This window comes from Bernardetia aquimarina (assembly GCF_042180575.1).
Lineage (GTDB): Bacteria > Bacteroidota > Bacteroidia > Cytophagales > Bernardetiaceae > Bernardetia.
Genome location: NZ_CP170094.1, coordinates 1,718,910 through 1,737,262, shown reverse-complemented (window position 1 = coordinate 1,737,262; position 18,353 = coordinate 1,718,910). Strand labels below are relative to the sequence as shown.

5 protein-coding genes are annotated in these 18,353 nt (G+C 34.3%); 3 read left to right on the top strand and 2 right to left on the bottom strand.

Annotated features, from left to right (window positions below):
* Nucleotides 1-63 precede the first annotated feature (63 nt).
* Nucleotides 64-1,227 carry an efflux RND transporter periplasmic adaptor subunit gene (locus ACE193_RS07210; RefSeq protein ID WP_375562330.1) on the top strand — a complete coding sequence of 388 codons (1,164 nt, stop codon included), beginning with the start codon at nucleotides 64-66 and terminating at the stop codon, nucleotides 1,225-1,227.
* A gap of 139 nt (nucleotides 1,228-1,366) precedes the next feature.
* A complete protein-coding gene (locus tag ACE193_RS07205; RefSeq protein WP_375562329.1) occupies nucleotides 1,367-4,888 on the top strand; it encodes an efflux RND transporter permease subunit in 3,522 nt (1,173 codons plus the stop codon).
* Nucleotides 4,889-5,135: 247 nt separating this feature from the next.
* Here ACE193_RS07205 and ACE193_RS07200 read toward each other — a convergent pair whose 3' ends face one another.
* Together ACE193_RS07200 and ACE193_RS07195 are read right to left on the bottom strand one after the other, a co-directional pair.
* Nucleotides 5,136-5,585, bottom strand: coding sequence for a DUF6584 family protein (locus ACE193_RS07200; protein WP_375562328.1), 450 nt, complete (start codon nucleotides 5,583-5,585; stop codon nucleotides 5,136-5,138).
* Nucleotides 5,586-5,612: 27 nt separating this feature from the next.
* Nucleotides 5,613-6,221 carry a macro domain-containing protein gene (locus tag ACE193_RS07195; RefSeq protein ID WP_375562327.1) on the bottom strand — a complete coding sequence of 203 codons (609 nt, stop codon included), beginning with the start codon at nucleotides 6,219-6,221 and terminating at the stop codon, nucleotides 5,613-5,615.
* A 610-nt stretch (nucleotides 6,222-6,831) separates the two neighbouring features.
* On the opposite strand from ACE193_RS07195, the gene ACE193_RS07190 reads away from it, so the two are divergent.
* Complete coding sequence (locus ACE193_RS07190) at nucleotides 6,832-18,270, top strand: T9SS type A sorting domain-containing protein (RefSeq protein WP_375562326.1); 11,439 nt, start codon at nucleotides 6,832-6,834, stop codon at nucleotides 18,268-18,270.
* The last annotated feature ends 83 nt before the right edge of the window (nucleotides 18,271-18,353 follow it).

Here is an 18,353-nt window from a genome sequence, read left to right as displayed (position 1 = left end):
CATTTAATTCATTCAACATCAAAAAACATTCGTAATCCGTAATTTTTAATTCGTAATTGAACTATGAAATATTCTAATAAAAAAAGCTATTTATCTTTTTTGCTTGTAGCTATTCTTTCCCTTTCTTTTCTTTCTTCTTGTGGAGAAAAAGAACCTAAAACTCCAGAAGAAAAAAAGGCTGCTTTAGAGAAAAAACGCAATGAACTAATGGAACTTCAAGGCGAAATTGCTCAACTTGAAGATGCACTAGGTGAAGCTGCAAAAAAAGAAAATCCTTCAAAATTGGTAGAATCAATGCCTGTAAAATCTGAAACTTTCAATCATTATATTGAAGTACAAGGAACAGTAGAATCAGACAAAAATGTAAATATTTTGCCTGAAATGCCAGCAACGATTGTTTCTCTAAAAGTAAAAGAAGGAGATAGAGTTTCGGCAGGACAAGTAATTGCAACACTTGATGCAGGAACTTTTAACAAACAAGTAGCAGAACTTGAAACTCGCCTTTCACTTGCTACAACAGTTTATGAAAAAAGAAAACGTCTTTGGGAACAAAAAATAGGTTCAGAAATCGAATACCTACAATCTCAAAATCAAAAAGAATCTTTAGAAAACAGCATTGCTACACTTAAACAACAGATGAGTAAAACAGTAGTCAAATCCCCAATTTCGGGAACTATCGATGAAGTTTATGCAAAACAAGGTGAACTAGCAAATCCAGCTATGCCGATTGCTCGTGTTATTAATGTTTCTGATGTGCAACTTGTAGCCGATGTTTCTGAAAACTACCTTTCTGCTGTCAAAAAAGGTGATAAAGTAAAAATCTTCTTTAGTGCTTTAGGTACTGAAATGGAACAAAAAATATCTTTTGTAGGACAGACAATTAACACTGCAAACCGTACTTTTAAAGTTCAGATTGACCTTCCAAATAAAGACGGAGCTATCAAACCAAACCTTGTTGGAACTGTTAAAATCAATGATTTTCAACAAGAAGAAGCAATTACAGTTCCTACTAACTTGATTCAAATAGGAACAAGTGGAGATAAGTTTTTGTATGTTGTTAAAGAGGAAGCTGGAAAAAAAGTAGCTAAAAAAGTAGTTGTAAAAACAGGAATGTCGTATGAAGGTTCAACTGTTGTAACTGAAGGACTTTCAGCTACTGATGAAGTAATCAGTAAAGGATACAATGAAGTAGTGGACGGAGAAAATGTTCGTTTCATTAAGTCATAAAAAATAAATATTTCTCGTTCAAGCATATGCTTGGACATATTTTTTCTGCAAGCATATGCTTGCGAAACAGTAAGCACAAGATAGAATCTTGCGCTAGAGAATTAGAAATAAAACTCAAACTCATTAAAAAACCAAAACGATGAGCGAAACAAAACTAGACTCTAATAAAAAACCAGAACCTAAAAAAGAACTTGAGCAAGACACAAAATTCGAAATTTTTGGCTTGTCTAAGTTCTCCATCAAAAACTCTACGAGTGTATTCATTATTACGCTTCTTTTTGTAGCTGCAGGATGGTTTTCATATATAGTAATGCCAAAAGAGCAGTTTCCAGAAATTGTGATGCCGACGGTTTATGTCCAGACAGTTTATCCAGGGAACTCTCCTATCGATATTGAGAATCTGATTACTCGTCCGATAGAAAAAGAATTAAAATCACTCAAAGGAGTAAAGAAAATTTCTTCTACTTCAGTTCAAGATGCTTCGGCTGTCATTATCGAATTTAATGAAGATGTAGAAGTTTCGGATGCTGTCCTTGATGTAAAAGATGCTGTTGATAAAGCCAAAAAGGATTTACCGAAAGATTTAGATCAAGACCCAAATGTTTTGGAAGTAGATTTTTCTGAAATTCCGATTATGGAAATAAATCTTTCAGGAGATTTCGAACAAGCAAAACTCAAAGAATATGCTGAGTATTTACAAGACGAACTAGAAGAACTTTCGCAAGTTTCGGAAGTTGTAATTACTGGCGACCGTGATAGAGAAGTTCAAATCAATGCTGATATTTATAAAATGGCTGCTCGTAAAGTATCTTTTCAAGATATTGAAAATGCCATTCTTTCAGAAAACTTAACAGCTTCTGGTGGCGATGTTTTGACGGAAGGCTACCGTCGTTCGCTTCGTGTAGTTGGAGAGTTTAAAGATGTAAGTCAGCTTAATGGGATTATTGTAAAATCTGAAAATAATCAACCGATTTATCTCAATGAAGTTGCCGAAGTAAAAGATTCCTATGTAGAACGTTCTAGTTATGCTAGATTAGCAACAGGAAATAATTTTGAAGAAAAAGGAAGTTTGCCAGTAATTTCTTTGAAAGTAAAAAAACGTAGTGGCGAAAACCTTATTGAAGCAGCCGAGCTGATTAAAGAAGTTTTGAAGAAAGCACAAGGTTCTCATTTTCCTTCTACACTAGATGTTACGATTGTAAATGACCAATCTGAAAACATGGAAATGCAAATTTCTAACCTTATCAATAATATTATTTCAGGTGTTATCTTGGTAGTTGTGGTTTTGCTTTTCTTTATGGGACTTCGCAATGCACTTTTGGTAGGTGTTGCCATTCCGTTATCGATGCTTATCTCTTTTATGGTTTTGAATTTAGTAGGAGTGAGTATCAATATTGTTGTTTTGTTTGCCCTTATTTTGGCTCTCGGAATGCTTGTCGATAATGCGATTGTTGTTATTGAGAATACCTTTAGGTTTATGGAAGAGGGATATTCTGCCAAAAAAGCTGCCTTGATGGGTGTAAGTGAAGTGGCTTGGCCTATCATTAGTTCGACGGCTACTACCTTGGCTGCCTTTGTTCCTCTTGCTTTTTGGGGTGGAATTATGGGAGAGTTTTTGAAATATATGCCAATTACATTGATTATTGTCCTTTCTTCTTCGCTATTTGTAGGTTTGGTTATTAATCCTGTTTTCTCTACTTATTTTATGAAAGTAGAAGGAGTAGGCAAAAAAGGAATCAAAAATTGGTTGATTGCTGCCTTTGTAATGAGTGCTTTAGCAGGAGTTTTATATGTATCAGCTAGTTTTGTAGAAGGAATGACATATACGCTTCCAAACTTATTAGCTACTTTAGGGATTATTATTTTTGCAAATGTTTATCTGCTTACACCTGCTTCAAACTGGTTTCAAAACAAATTATTGACTCGTTTGGAAAATGTGTATATGAGAACTTTACGTTACCTTTTGAAAGGTTCTCGCCCTTATCTTCTAACTGTCGGAATGTTTTTTCTTTTGGTCTTGAGTTTTGTTTTGGTAGGAAATGTAGGGCTAAAAACAAGTCTTTTTCCTGATAGTGAACCCCTATTTGTTTATATGTATGTAGAAGCTCCTCTAGGAACGGACATCAAAACGACAAATGAGTTTGCAGAAACTATCGAAAAGAAAGCCTACAAAATTCTTGCTCCGTATGATGAAATTATTAAATCAATCGGAATAAATGTAGGAGAAGAATCAGGCGACCCACAAGATAATTTTGGTAGAAGTGGTGCAACACCTCACAAAGCACGTATTGCTGTTGCTTTTTATGAATTTCAGTATAGAAAAGGAATTAGTACATCTGAAATTATGAAAAAACTTTCTGCTGAAATGAAAACGATACCAGGAGTCAAAATCAAGACGGACAAAAACCGTGATGGTCCTCCAGTAGGGAAACCTGTAAATATTGAAATCTCAGGAGCTGAATATGATGTTTTGGTAAAAGAAGGCGAAAAGGTAAAACAAATGATTGAAGATGCAGGAATCCAAGGACTTGACAACTTAGTTGTAGAAGCTGAAACTGGAAAACCTGAATTAATATTGACGATTGATAGAGAAAAAGCTCGTTTGTTTGGACTTTCGACAAGCCAAGTAGCAATGACATTAAGAACAGCTATTTTTGGAAAAGAAATTTCGAAGTACAAAGACGGCGATGATGATTTTCCTATTCAACTTCGTTTGCAAGACAAATACCGTTATAATATTTCAGCTTTGATGAATCAAGTAATTACCTTTAGAGATAATCGTGGTACATATCATCAAGTTCCAATTTCGGCGATTGCTAAGATTGATTATAGTTCGTCGTATGGTTCTGTAAGACGTAAAGACTTAGACCGTATGGTGGCTGTAAGTTCTGGAATTGTGGAAGGGTATAATGCAAATGAGATTGTAGCACAAATCAAATTGCTTATCAAAAGTCATAAATTACCAGAAGGATATAGCATAAAACTGACAGGAGAGCAAGAAGAACAAGCAAAGTCAATGGCATTTTTGGCAAAAGCGATGTTAATTGCTGTTTCTGCGATTTCGCTAATTTTGGTTTCTCAGTTTAACTCTATCGTTAAGCCATTTATTATTATGGGTTCTGTAATCTTTAGTATGACTGGAGTAATGTTAGGATTGGTAATTTTCCAAATGGATTTTATTATCATCATGACTGGTATTGGTATTATTTCATTAGCTGGTGTTGTTGTAAATAATGCGATTGTACTAATTGATTATACCGACCAAGTGAGAGCTAAACGAAAGGAAGAATTAGGTCTTGATGAAGAAGAACATTTGCCTCAAACTGAATTTTTGGAAGCTGTTGTAAAGGCTGGTTATACTCGTCTTCGTCCTGTACTTCTAACAGCAATTACGACCGTTTTAGGACTTATTCCACTTGCAACAGGTATGAACATAGATTTTGTAACACTTTATTCTAGGTTTGACCCTCAATTTTATATGGGAGGAGATAATGCAACTTTCTGGGGACCAATGGCTTGGGCTGTTATCTTCGGTTTGGTGTTCGCTACTTTCCTTACACTTGTGGTTGTTCCTGCAATGTATTTGATGGCAGACCAACTTTCTGAGTGGATTAGTCCAAGTCCGAAAGCTACTGTTATTGCAGAACGAAAAGAGGATTAAGAATAATTGATTTTCTAGAAAGGTTAAAAGCCTATTCATTTTTATAAATGGATAGGCTTTTTGTTTTAAGAATGTTATTTCAATTCAAAATTATTCATAATACCAAAATAAATATTAAACTTCACTGGTGCAAGATTCTATCTTGTATCTATCTATTTCGTCAGCATATGCTGACAAAAAAGAGCGTCCAAGCAAAATGCTTGAACGAGAAATCTAAAGGGAAAAATAGATTTTATTTTGGTATAAACTACTTTTTATTTAATGCCACTTTAAAATGTTCATAATAGGTTTTGCAATAACTTGGAACTTCTCCTTCTTCATTCTCAATACTTTTTATCATTTCATATAATCCTATTTTAGTAGAAATATTGAAGTTTGCTGGAGATTTGAAGTGATGAAAAATTAGTTTTCTTAAAATTAGAGGTTTACTAAAACCATATCTTTTTTCGAAGCTATAAATAGCTTTTCTAATAATTGGATTATGTTCTTTTGAAAAATACCAATAACGTCCAGCTTCTACTATATTTCCATTTTGATATTCCAAATCAGCTATGACATCTAAAATATCTTGGTTGTGATAATATTGTTGTAAATATCCCCTTGCATGTACTAAAGCTATTTTCTTATCATATTTTTCAATAAGTCGTTGTACACGCACTAAAACAGGAGGTTTATGATTTCGTTTGTAAGGAAACATTTTCAGTAATGGATTTATATTTTTTATTTAAAACAAACCTCCACCAAAAATAATTTCATTTTGACGTTGAGAAGCATAATTCCAATCTATTCTTGAAGGAGGGTTTTTGAAGTTTTTATAAGCGAGTTGCATTTGCCTAGCAGCTTCATCTTCTGAAACTCTTCCTGTTGCCGTTCCTAATCCACAACATGCAACTGTATTAATCTTTATTTGGTTTTTAGCTTCATTGTTATGATAATGAACACTCAAAAGTAGTGCAAACATAGCTTTATAAACATTATCAGTTCTAGAAATAGTTAGTGGAACTCTCATTGTAGGTGTATGAGCAATAAATGGATGTTTATTGTGTTTGGTTTCCACAATCATTGAAGTTCCAACAGGTTGTTCTCCTCTATATTTTTCTATGATTTTTTGTTGAACTCTTTTTTCTAAGTCTGCTCCAAAATACTTAATGATAGCATAATCTACTCCTCCATCCATTAAACCAAAAGAATTAGCAGCACTTACCATACAATCAAACTCTTCTAATTCTTCAAAGTATCCATTTACTATTTCTACTTCTTTATAGTTTTTAAAAGGTTTTTTCCATTCGTTACAAAGAACAGGATTTGGGTCAATTAGGATTAGTTTTTTCATTATGAAGTAATTTAAAAATGTAAATGTTTTAATCTAGTATTCTGTGTGTTACAGAACATTGTTTTGTTTTTCTTCAAACAACTTCTATGTCTATAAGGTTGAATCTTCTAATAAATTATAATTATATTTTATGTAGAGTAAAACTATAATTTTTTGTCAAAAATAAGGACAAAAAACTTAAATTGTAGATTTAATTAATATTCTAATGGAATTGTATTTTATAATGAAATAATAAATCATATCTTATACGATTTTGATAAAATGCAGCGTTTTTATAGTATATTAATTTTTTATATTAATCATGACAGATAGTTGCATTTTTTGCCACAAAAACGAAATTAAAGTAGTATTAGAATGTTTTTTTAAAAAAAAGTACATTTAATAATACACAATTTAATTTCTTTTAAACAAAGAACATCCGAGATATAATTAAAAATAGTTATCTTTGTTTAAGATTTACGGAGTAAATCTCATTTTTAATAAAAGCAAAATATAGATTTCAAAGAATTTACAAATCATTTATTATAAAAAAAATCAAACACTTTTTTAGTGAAATTTGATAATACAAATTTTACATACTTATCCTTAAAGAAAATTAGTTATGCAAAATATGAATACAAAAAATATACATTTCTTAAAAAAAGGGGGAAGGGTATTTTTTCTTTTTCTTTTTTCTTTTTTTTTAACTCTTCAACTAAATGCTGCTGATTTTTATTGGATTGGAGGCACAGGAAATTGGAGTGACTTTGCTACTCATTGGGTTACTACTTCAGGAGGAGCTACCTTTCATACAAATGCCCCCACAGCAGCAGATAATGTGTTTTTTGATGCTAATTCGGGTGTAGCAGGTTATACTGTAACCTTAGATGTAGCAGGTGTAGCCAATAACTTTACGTTTAGTGGAAATGCTTTCTCTTATGATGGAACAAATAGCCTTACCATAAATGGAGCTTCTACGAACTCTTCTACACAAGCAATTACTTTTGGAGGAACAAACACCTATACTTTTACAGGAGCTTATACAGCCGTTGCAGCTTCTGAAACTCGTTTTACAGGAACAAGTGCAGTTGATTTTAATAATAGTATAACTATTGGAAATGGCTCTACGTTTAGTTTTACACCTGATGCTACTACTACTGTTACAGGAGTATTTAATTCTACAACTACTTGTGCAGCTTTAAATACGATTAATTCTACTGGTGGAACTGCTAATGTTACTTTTACAGCAGCTTCTACTTGGACAAATACAGATGTTACCAATATAGCAGCCACAGGAAGTGTAACATTAGAAAGTGGAAGTCTTACTACAAGTTCTGGAATTACAGATAATACAACTAATAGAAATCTTTTTTGGGTAGGAGGAACAGGAAACTGGAATAATACAGCAAATTGGTCTTTAACAAGTGGAGGCGCAGGAGGCGAATGTATTCCCACAGCAACTGATGATGTAAATTTTGATGGTTCTTCTGGTTTGGCAGGTGGTACAGTTACTTTAGATGTAGCTGCACCTGTTCGTGATTTTATTTATGATGTAGCTGGTGCTACTTTTGATGCTGCCAATGCTCTTACTGTAAATGGAACAACGACTATTGCAACTACAAGAACAATTAGTTTTGAAGGAACAGATACCTATACATTTGTAGGGGATTATACAGCAGGTGCAACTTCAACAACTCTTTTTAGTTCTTTAGGAACTGTTGATTTTGATAATAATATCACTGTTGGAAATGGTTCTACGTTTAGTTTTACACCTGATGCTACTACTACTGTTACAGGAACATTTAATTCTACAACTACTTGTGCAGCTTTAAATACGATTAATTCTACTGGTGGAACTGCTAATGTTACTTTTACAGCAGCTTCTACTTGGACAAATACAGATGTTACCAATATAGCAGCCACAGGAAGTGTAACATTAGAAAGTGGAAGTCTTACTACAAGTTCTGGAATTACAGATAATACAACTAATAGAAATCTTTTTTGGGTAGGAGGAACAGGAAACTGGAATAATACAGCAAATTGGTCTTTAACAAGTGGAGGCGCAGGAGGCGAATGTATTCCCACAGCAACTGATGATGTGAATTTTGATGGAGCTTCTGGGTTAGCAGGAGGAACGGTTACTTTAAATGTAGCTGCACCTGTTCGCAATTTTATTTATGATGTTGCTGGAGCTACTTTTAGTGCTGCCAATGCTCTTACTGTAAATGGAACAACAAATATAGCTACGACAAGATCAATTACTTTTACAGGTGCTAATACTTATACTTTCATAGGAGATTTTACAGCAGCTTCTGCTACTACTACTGACTTTTCAAATACTAATTTAGCTTCATTTAGTAATGTTACTGTTGAAGAAGGAAGTACATTTAGATTTTCAGCTAATGGCGCAGCAATATCAACTGTTTCAGGTACTTTTACACCAAATGGAAATTGTACAAACCCTGTAGTTTTATCTGGAGATGGAGGTACTGCACCTGTTAATTTTACTAATCCTCAAACGTGGAGTGGAGTAAATGTAAATCAAATTAATTCTACTGGAGCAAACGTAACAGTGAATAGTATTAGTGTAGTTGTAACAGGAAATTTTACGGATAATACTATAATAGGAAGAGATTTATATTGGGTAGGAGGAACAGGAAACTGGTCTGACCCTGCTCACTGGTCACTTGCAAATAATGGAACAGGTGGAGGAGAATGTATCCCAACACTTATAGATAATGTGTTTTTTAATAGTTTTTCTTTTACAGCAGCAGGTCAGACAGCAACTTTGGATGTAGTTGGGCAATGTAGAGATATGACTTGGACAGGAGTAACAAATACACCCACTTTTGCAGGAAATGCTCAACTGACAATTGCAGGTTCGCTTACTTTTGCAGCAGCAATGAATCAAACGGGAAATGCTCCTACTTATGAAGGACTTGTAGTTTTTGGTTCTGCAACTACTCAAACAATCACAATGAATGGAAAAGGACTTAATAGAGTTCGTTTTGAAACAGGTGCAGCAGGAGAATGGATATTTCAAGATGCTTATTTAGTTCAGAATCAAACATTATTAAATTCTGGAATAATAAACACAAATAATCAAGATGTAGTTTCTGGGACAATTTCTACTAATAATAATCTTGTACCTGACAGAACACTAACTTTAGGTTCTTCAACTATCACACTTACAAGTGCTTCTACTACTGTTTTGGATTATAGGAATGATGCCAATTTTACATTAAATTCTGGAACAAGTACAATCAACATTACAGCAAATGCAACCACTATAGAAACTGGAGAATCTTCTAAAACAATTTCTAACCTAAACTATACAGGTGCAGGAAATAGAGTAATTCAAACAAATGCTACTAATTTGATTACATTTGGAGATATTACAACAGGAAATGGAGGACAATTAAATATTAATGGAACTTCTCCGAAAGTTTATAATAATATTACAACAGGAAATAATGTTGGTGGAACAATCAACGGAGTAAATACAAACCTAGGAAATACTATTAATGGAAATGTAACCCTTGGTACAAATGGAACTACTAGTTTTGCTGGAGGATATGATATAATTGGTAATTTTTCTTTTGGAAATAACAAAACAGTTAGGTTTAATACTGCTAATGATAGCAGATTTGGAGGAACTCTTGTTAGTGGAATAGGAAGTACATTCATAGCAGGAGGAAACAAAAACACTACTTTTGTAGGAGCATTTACTTTAAATAATAACGCACAAGCGACATTTAATAATTCAGGAGCTGCAAATATTAATTCATTCTCTGATATTAATATGAATAATGGAACTACGATTGCATTTAGTTCTATTACTGATAATACAGTTTCTGGAGATATAAATGTTTTGGGGCTTTGTTCGAATCCAATTACTATCACATCAAATAATCCTCCCACTCAAGCAAGGTTGCAACTTGCAAATCCTTTAATTTTAGAAGGAGCAATAGTTCAGAATATAGATGCTTCTTCTGGTGCTGCAATTAATGTTTCTAATGGTACAACAGCTAATAACATAAATGTAACAGGAAATACAGTAAGCCGAGATTTATATTGGGTACATAGTGCTGTAGGTGCAGGAAGTACAGCAAATTGGTACGATGCAGCAAACTGGTCTTCTGCTTCGGGTGGAACGACAGGAGAGTGTCCTCCTACAATTTATGACAATGTGTTTTTTGATGCAAGTTCATTCTCAGCAGTTAATCAAATAGTTGATATGGATGCTGATGCTTTTTGTAGAAATATGGATTGGACAGGCGTAACTAATACACCTCGTTTACAGTCTATTGGAGAAGATACAGATTTGTATGTAGGTGGAAATTTAGACTTCGGAAATATAAACACAGCAGGCGCAATGACTGTCGGAACAGGTGGAGTTCAGCCAAACGAAATTCGTAATATTTATTTTGTGGCTACTGAAGAACTTACAGTTCCTTTCTTTACTGCTGCTACATTGAACAACACTATTAATTTAGGTCTGATAGCACCAGCAGATGAAGATACAAACGGAAGGCGTTTTAAGAGAGCTTTTTTTGATAAAAATGCAGCAGCAGGAAATACAGTTGTAAATCCTGTAACTTGGACATTTGATTCTGATTTTAATCTTACTCAAGAAGCTGTTACATCAGGCGCACCTACTTATTCAACAGGAACAGTAAGAATGGTAGATGGAGATTTAATTACAGCAAATTTTAATATTCAAGTTAGAATAATAAATGCTAATAGTGCTGTTGATGCTTCATTAGACATGGGAAGCTCTAGGTTTACTCTTAGAGCAACAGGTATGTCAGTGGATTTTAGAAATGATGCTAATTTTGATTTTATTACTCCAGCAGCAGGTGCTTTTTTTGATTGTACAGTAGGAACAAACTCTGATGTATATGTAGGAGCAAAAGCAAAAGAATTGCCAGATATAGATTGGAATGCTACTGATGTAGATGTGTTTACTGAAAATACAAATAACCGTATTACGTTCAGAAATATTATTCTTGATGCAGGTGTTAATTTTACAATTTCAGGAAATAGCCCAAAGACATATTTAGAAGCTCTTAATCTTCCAAACAACATAAATGCTACTTTTACAGGAAGTGATGGAACAGCAAACACAAATATTTTTACTAATACTGTAACTTTTGGAACAGGAGTACAATCTAATTTTATTGGTGATAATGATTTTCAAGGAGCATTTACAGTAGGTTCAACAGTAAATAATACAACAGGTATTCGTTTTACAGGAACTGGACGCAATCAGTTTCAAGGAGATGTTACACTAGCAGGAGCAAGTAGTTTCTTTTCTCTTCAAAATACCTCTGCTAATCCAAATACCTTTACTAATGTAACACTTGCTGATTCTGATATTTTTGAGTTTAGTCCAAACACAGACAGTAATATCACAGGAAATTTTGTAGCTGTTGCTGATTGTGCAACTCCTATTATTATTCGTTCTTCAATAGCAGGAAATCAAGCAATAGTAGATTTTAATATTGACCAAACTTGGGAAAATGTATTAGTTTCTGACCTAAACAACACAGGAGCAGGATTAGTAACCATACTTAGTATTAGTGCTGCGAATATAGCAGGTAACTTTGTTACTAGCTTCACAAATAGGACACTTTATTGGGTCGGAAATACAGGAAACTGGAGCAATACAGCCAACTGGTCGCTTACTTCAGGTGGAGCAGGTGGAGAATGTATTCCTACTTTAAGTGATGATGTGTTTTTTGATGTGAACTCATTCAATGCAGCAGGACAAATTGTTACTGTTGATATTGATGCTCAAACAAGAGATATTACTTGGACAGGAGCAACTGGAACACCAATTATTACAGGAACAAATGCCTTTAATATGCAAATTGGTGGAGATGTTACACTTATTACAGACATGAACTGGGATTTTAATGGAGTTGTAAACTTCCGTTATACTGATGAGTTAGAAGCTGATGCTAAAAATGTCATTATATCAGAAGGACAAACATTTAATGGTGCTGTCAATTTTGAGGATAATCTTAATGCTATTAATGGTGTTTGGGAATTAGGAGATGCTTTTGTTACAGATGATGATTTCAGACTTACGGCAGGTATATTCACTACTGGTGATGCTCTTACTGCCACCAACACAGTACAAGCTGCTACTATTGATGTCAATCAAGCAGGAAATCTTGCCAGAACATTGAGATTAAATACCTCAGAGTTTACAGTTACTCAAAATGCAGGACTGGTCGTAGATTTTAGAGGAAATACAGGAGATTTTTTACTTGAATCCGAACCTAATTCAAGCATACGTCTTACAGGTACAGGAAATCAAACAATGCAAACTGGAAGTTTTGGCAAAACAATTCCAAATTTATTTATTAATACTGCTCAAACACTAGATATTAACACAGACGCAGGAGATAGAATTATATTCAGAGATATTACTGGTCTAGTAGATGGAACAGATTTTAATGTAAATGGAACTTCTCCTAAAACTTATGGGAGTATTAGTTTTCCAAATAACATCTTTGCTCAATTCTTCGGAACAGAAAATGGTGTTCCTAGAAATATTTTCTCTGGAACAGTTGCTTTTGGAGAAGATACAAGAATAAATTTTCAAGATGATAATGAATTTCAACAAGCCGTAACAATAGCAAGTACAACTAATAATGGAGATGCTGTTCGTTTTTGGAGAGATAATACTTTTTTAGCTACTGCACCACTTACTTTTTCTAATCTAGGGCAAGCAAGATGGAGTTTAGGAGAAGGAGGAGAAACTACGACACAAATTTTTGGAGCACCTGTAAGATTAGAAGGAACACCAAATAATATACAATCGTATGGTAATAATGCAAGTTTGATTACTTTTGAAAGTACACTTTTTGTGGCTTCTACAAGTGCAGCAGCAGGACAAGCACAAGCTGAGTTTGATGTAAATGTTAATTTTCAAGATGAAGTAGAATTTGAAGATGGTGCTGGAGGAAATGCTAGTGATCTTATTCGTTTTAGAAGAAATGTAACTTTTGCAGGTGCTCCAAATGATACTCGTTTTATTATGGGAGATGATGCTAGAGTAGAGATAATAGGAACTTCAAACTTTGAGGATATTTTTGCAGGAGAGAATACACTACTTCGCTTTTATAGAAATTTCACAGTAGAAGACATAAATCTATCTCGCTTTGATGTAGTAGAGTTTCCTTATTCTTCTGGTACACAGCCTCTAGGCACAACAACGATAACAGGATATTTGAATGCTAGAGGAACTCAATGTAATGAATGGATACGTCTTAGTTCTCGCCAGTCTCCTATTCAAGCTGATATTGATTTTCAAAACGACCATTTAGTAGCCGATAATAGAAATCTAGCTTTTGCTTTCATGGAAGATATCAATAATATAGGTGGCACAACAGTAGAAGCATTTCCAGACCCTATTGTTGATGTGTCTAATAATGATGGAATTTCTTTTGTAGGTTCATTGGCAGGAAGAACACTTTTTTGGGTAGTAAGTGATGAAGGAAATCATTCTGGAAACTGGAACGATCTAAATCTAGGAGCTGGGCTTGATAATAATCATTGGTCGCTTACAGATGGAGGACCTTCTTCGGGTTGTATTCCTACACCAAATGATAGAGTTGTCTTTAATGATAATTCTTTTCCTGCTGGCGCACATACAGTTAGTTTAGAGAACTTATATTCTTATTGTGATGACTTCATTTGGGATATTTCTTCAGATAGAGATGTTACTTTGATAGGAACAAGTCCAGTAAATATCCTTCAAATTTATGGAGATGTACAATTTCCTAATAATCCAGCAGACCTTGATTGGAATGAGTTTGAAGGAACTACTGAGTTTAGAGGTACAGCAGCAGATGCAGGTTTTCCTAAAACACTAGAATTTAATACAGGGCGTTTCAATGGTCCTGTAATATTTGAAGCAGAAGTAAGTACATGGATATTACAAGATGAGATGCGAGTAGAAGGAGGTGCAAATGGTAATATTACTTTAAATTATGGAAGGTTAGAAGCCAATGACCAAACTATTCGTCTGCAAGATGACTGGACTGTAAATGCTCCTTTAGCTGGACTTACTTCAACAGAATTTATAGCAGGATTAGGTACAGTTACTTTTTATGGAACAGAAAATAATGTTTCAGATATTACAGTAAGAAATTATGATGCAGGAGAAATTTGTACAGAATGTGCTTCTTCAATCCGAACAGAATGTACAGGTAGTCCTTTTTATAATCTAGTAATGGACAAACAATATAACCGTCGTACTCAACTAGCAACAAGTATATCAGTACTTAATAACGTTCAAGTTTTGGGAGGAACATTTGAAGATGACGGAAACCAAATTAGAGGCAATGCTACTGGAAACTTCGAAATGGTAGATAATACATTGTTTAGAATTGGAGCAGATAATCGTGCAACTGTATTTCCTACTTGCTACCCTAGAGCAAACATTATATTAGCTGATGGTACTACTGATGGTGAAGCAAATGATAATTATAACCCTCAAAGTGGTTCTACCAAAGCATCTATTGTAGAATATCGTTGTCCTGATGATCAGTTTATTAGAGGTTTAGATTATGGTACGTTATATATTAGAAGTGCAGGAGGAGGGAATCATCAAAAATGGTTTACAGGTTCAGCTACTATACGTGGAAGTTTCTTTATTGATGACAATCAACGTCTGCGTGATATGGGATTCCAAATTATAGCTAATAACTTAGATAATACAGCAGCTAATAATCGTAATCGTTTCAGAATGGATAATGATGCTGCACTTTATTTAGGCACTAATCAAAATGTAGGACAAAATACATATATTTCGCCAAATATTCCAGATGCAGTACCTATCCCACCAACAGGAACAGAAGCTCAAGTAGCTTATGGAGGGGCAATCGTACCAAATAATTTAGTTACAGAGTTTCCTAAATTCACAGTAGATGGTGGTGCAGCAGGAACAGCAGATGACTTATTAGCTGACCGTGCAGATGGTGGCAAAATAGACTTCAATAATACATCTTATATCATTTATAATGCAGGAGCAGCACAACAAGTAGCTTCTGGGTTTACCTACTCTAGTGTAAGATTGAGAGCTACAGGGTTAGCAACACTGATACCTAAAACAGTTACACGTTATAATCTCATAAGTGATAGTGAGATGAGAGTGGCTAGAGAACTTCGTATAGAAACCTTCAATACATTGATAGACGATGGAAATCAAATTGTAGGAGTAGGCACACCAAACTTGGAAGCACAAGCAAATACAAAATTAATACTAGGAAATCAAACCGTAGCAACACAATTCCCTACTGTATTTATAAGAGCAAATATAGATTTGAATGCTACTGATCACGAAACCATCTATAATTCTGATGTAGCACAGCTTATGTCCACTGAGCCTGAATATGCCCATGTAACACTTACTGCACCTAATCTAACTACTGATGCTATGGTAGAAAAAAGTTTTTCAAGACTAACTGCACCTAGTAATTTAGCAGATGCATTTATTCGTGGAAACCTTTTAATTAATGAAAGAAATCATTTAATAGATGATGGAAATCAAATAAGAGGACTTAATTTCATTCCTCAAACAGTTACTATGAGAGGAGATGTGCCTAATCAAGGACGTAGTTGGCTAACTTTAGGTACAAATGGAGCAACAGACGTAGCCACAGAGTTTCCAACAGATTTTGAAAGTGTAGTTCTAGAAGATTCTACAACAGTAGTTTATAATGCAGGAAGTACAGTTAATCAAAATGTAAGAGGGTTTGCTAGTGCAGATGCAAATGGAGTAGATTCATATTACAATTTGATAGCACAATCTGGAGGAGAAAATGATGCTGAAAAATGGCTACAACAGGCAACAAGAATTAGGAATAACTTCTATATTTTAGATGGAAACTATTTCAGAGATAGAAGATTTCAGATAACAGGTAGTGTACGCTTAACAGGAACACTTTTGATGCGACCTAACTCTCAATTAAGAATAGGAACAGATTCACCATTAGCTCCTACAGTATTTCCTACTGGATATGAGAGAAGCCGAATAAACATAGACAATAATACTATTGTATCTTATGTATCTAGGTCTGCTACTACGCAACTTGTTTCTAGTGAGCCTGTATATGGAAGTCTTTTATTAGATGCAAACCAAAATACTGCATCACTTACTCTTAGTTCTAACAAAAGAGTTACGGCACAACCAGTAAGTAATGTAAATAATACAATTACTGTAACACGAAACTTAACTGTTGATTATAGAGTATTACTTGCCGATGATTCTGTACAAATAGTAGGAAATCCTACTTATGATTTAATAGTAAGAGATGGCTCTGAACTTGTTTTGGGTAATGACGTAATTGCTACTAGCTTCCCTACCAATTATTTAGCAGCTAATATCAATCTAAATCCGACAGCAACTCTAAAAACAACTGTTACATACAATTCGGGTATTACAGACCTTACTCCTCAAGGAAATAATGTTTCTGAACGCCCTACGTATGGTAATCTTACCTTGAATAATGCAGCAGGAGCAGGTACAGTTACTAAAAACCTTTTGGGAGATATATCTGTATTTGGAAACTTACGTGTCAATGAGAGAAATATCTTTGAAGTAACTATTAATAATTATGATATAAATCTCAAAGGAGATTGGACAGTAGAAACAGATGGTGTATTCAACTCTCAACAAGGAAGAGTTTCATTGACTGGAAATGCAGAGCAAAGACTGACTACAAACTCAGCACAAAACCAAAAATTCTATGAATTAGAAGCAAATTCAGCAGAGTTTGCAGGGGTTGTTCTTGCTAGTTTCCGTATGATGGACAATGTAATAATCAAAACAGGTGGACAAGTAATTTTTGATAAAGGTCTTTTCATTCCTGATGATATTGCTTTAGGAACAGGTAGTACTATCAAAATGATTTTTGAAGATGGAGCTACTGTGGGAGGAACTGGTACTTATACGCCTGCTTCTTGGATTAGTACAGGTGCGCCTGAATTACTTGCAAATGGTCCTAGTAATGTAAGTCATGTGGTAGGAAAAGTAGAAAAACAAGGAACAGATGCTTTTATGTTTCCAATTGGAAATGGTACTAATTATGCACCAGCAGGTTTAGGTATAAGAGGAAATGCAAATTCAGTATTTGAAGCACGTTATGTAGGACCTCGTCTGCCAGACTTAGATGGGTATATTACTGCACAAAAAGAAACAGGCATACAAATAGTAAGTCAAGTGGAATATTGGACAATCGATAAGCTAAGTGCTGTATCTGACCCTGCTTATGTATATTTGAGTTGGGATAATCCTCGTAGTGTTGCCTATCAACCTGAAGGACTTTTAGTATTGCGTTGGGAAGGACCTCCTAATGTAGCAAGTAGTATTTGGCAAAACAAATTCAAAAGTGGATATAATAATGCTTCTGCTAAAGGTGTAATTGCTAGTCAGAATCCAATAGCTGATTTTAGTCCATTTACATTAGGTTCATTTACTAACTTCAATCCACTTCCTTTAGATTTACTCAGTTTTGATGCTAAAGTAGAGGGAGAGTCTGTAAAAGTAACTTGGGAAACGACCAATGAAATAGATAACTCTTACTTTAATGTTCAACGCAGTCAAGATGGAAATTCTTTTGGTTCTTTAGGGCGTGTAAATGCAAAAGGAACAGGACTTGAAGGAATATTTAATTATCAATTTTGGGATGCAGAACCGTTTGATGGACTTTCTTATTATCGTTTACAAATGTTTGACACAGATGGCACATTCAAATACTCTCCAGTAAGAAGCATATTATTTGAAAAAATAATAAGTGGAATAAAAGGAGAAGTTAGTCTCTATCCAAACCCGAATGGTGGCGCACGTTTTTATCTTAATCTTGAAGGAAAATTAACAACAGATGCACAAGTAGAGATTATAGATATGGTAGGAAGAACAGTTCACAAACAAGATGTACAAAAAGGAGCTGCTGATATAATCGTTACTCCAATACGAGTATTACCAGCAGGAACATATATTTTACGTTTTGTTACTCCACAAGAAACTATTACTAAGAAATTTGTAGTAGAATAAATATAGTTTTGATATAAATAGAAAAGCCTTTTATCAGAAATGATGAAAGGCTTTTTTGTTGATGTAAAATTTAAAAAACTAGA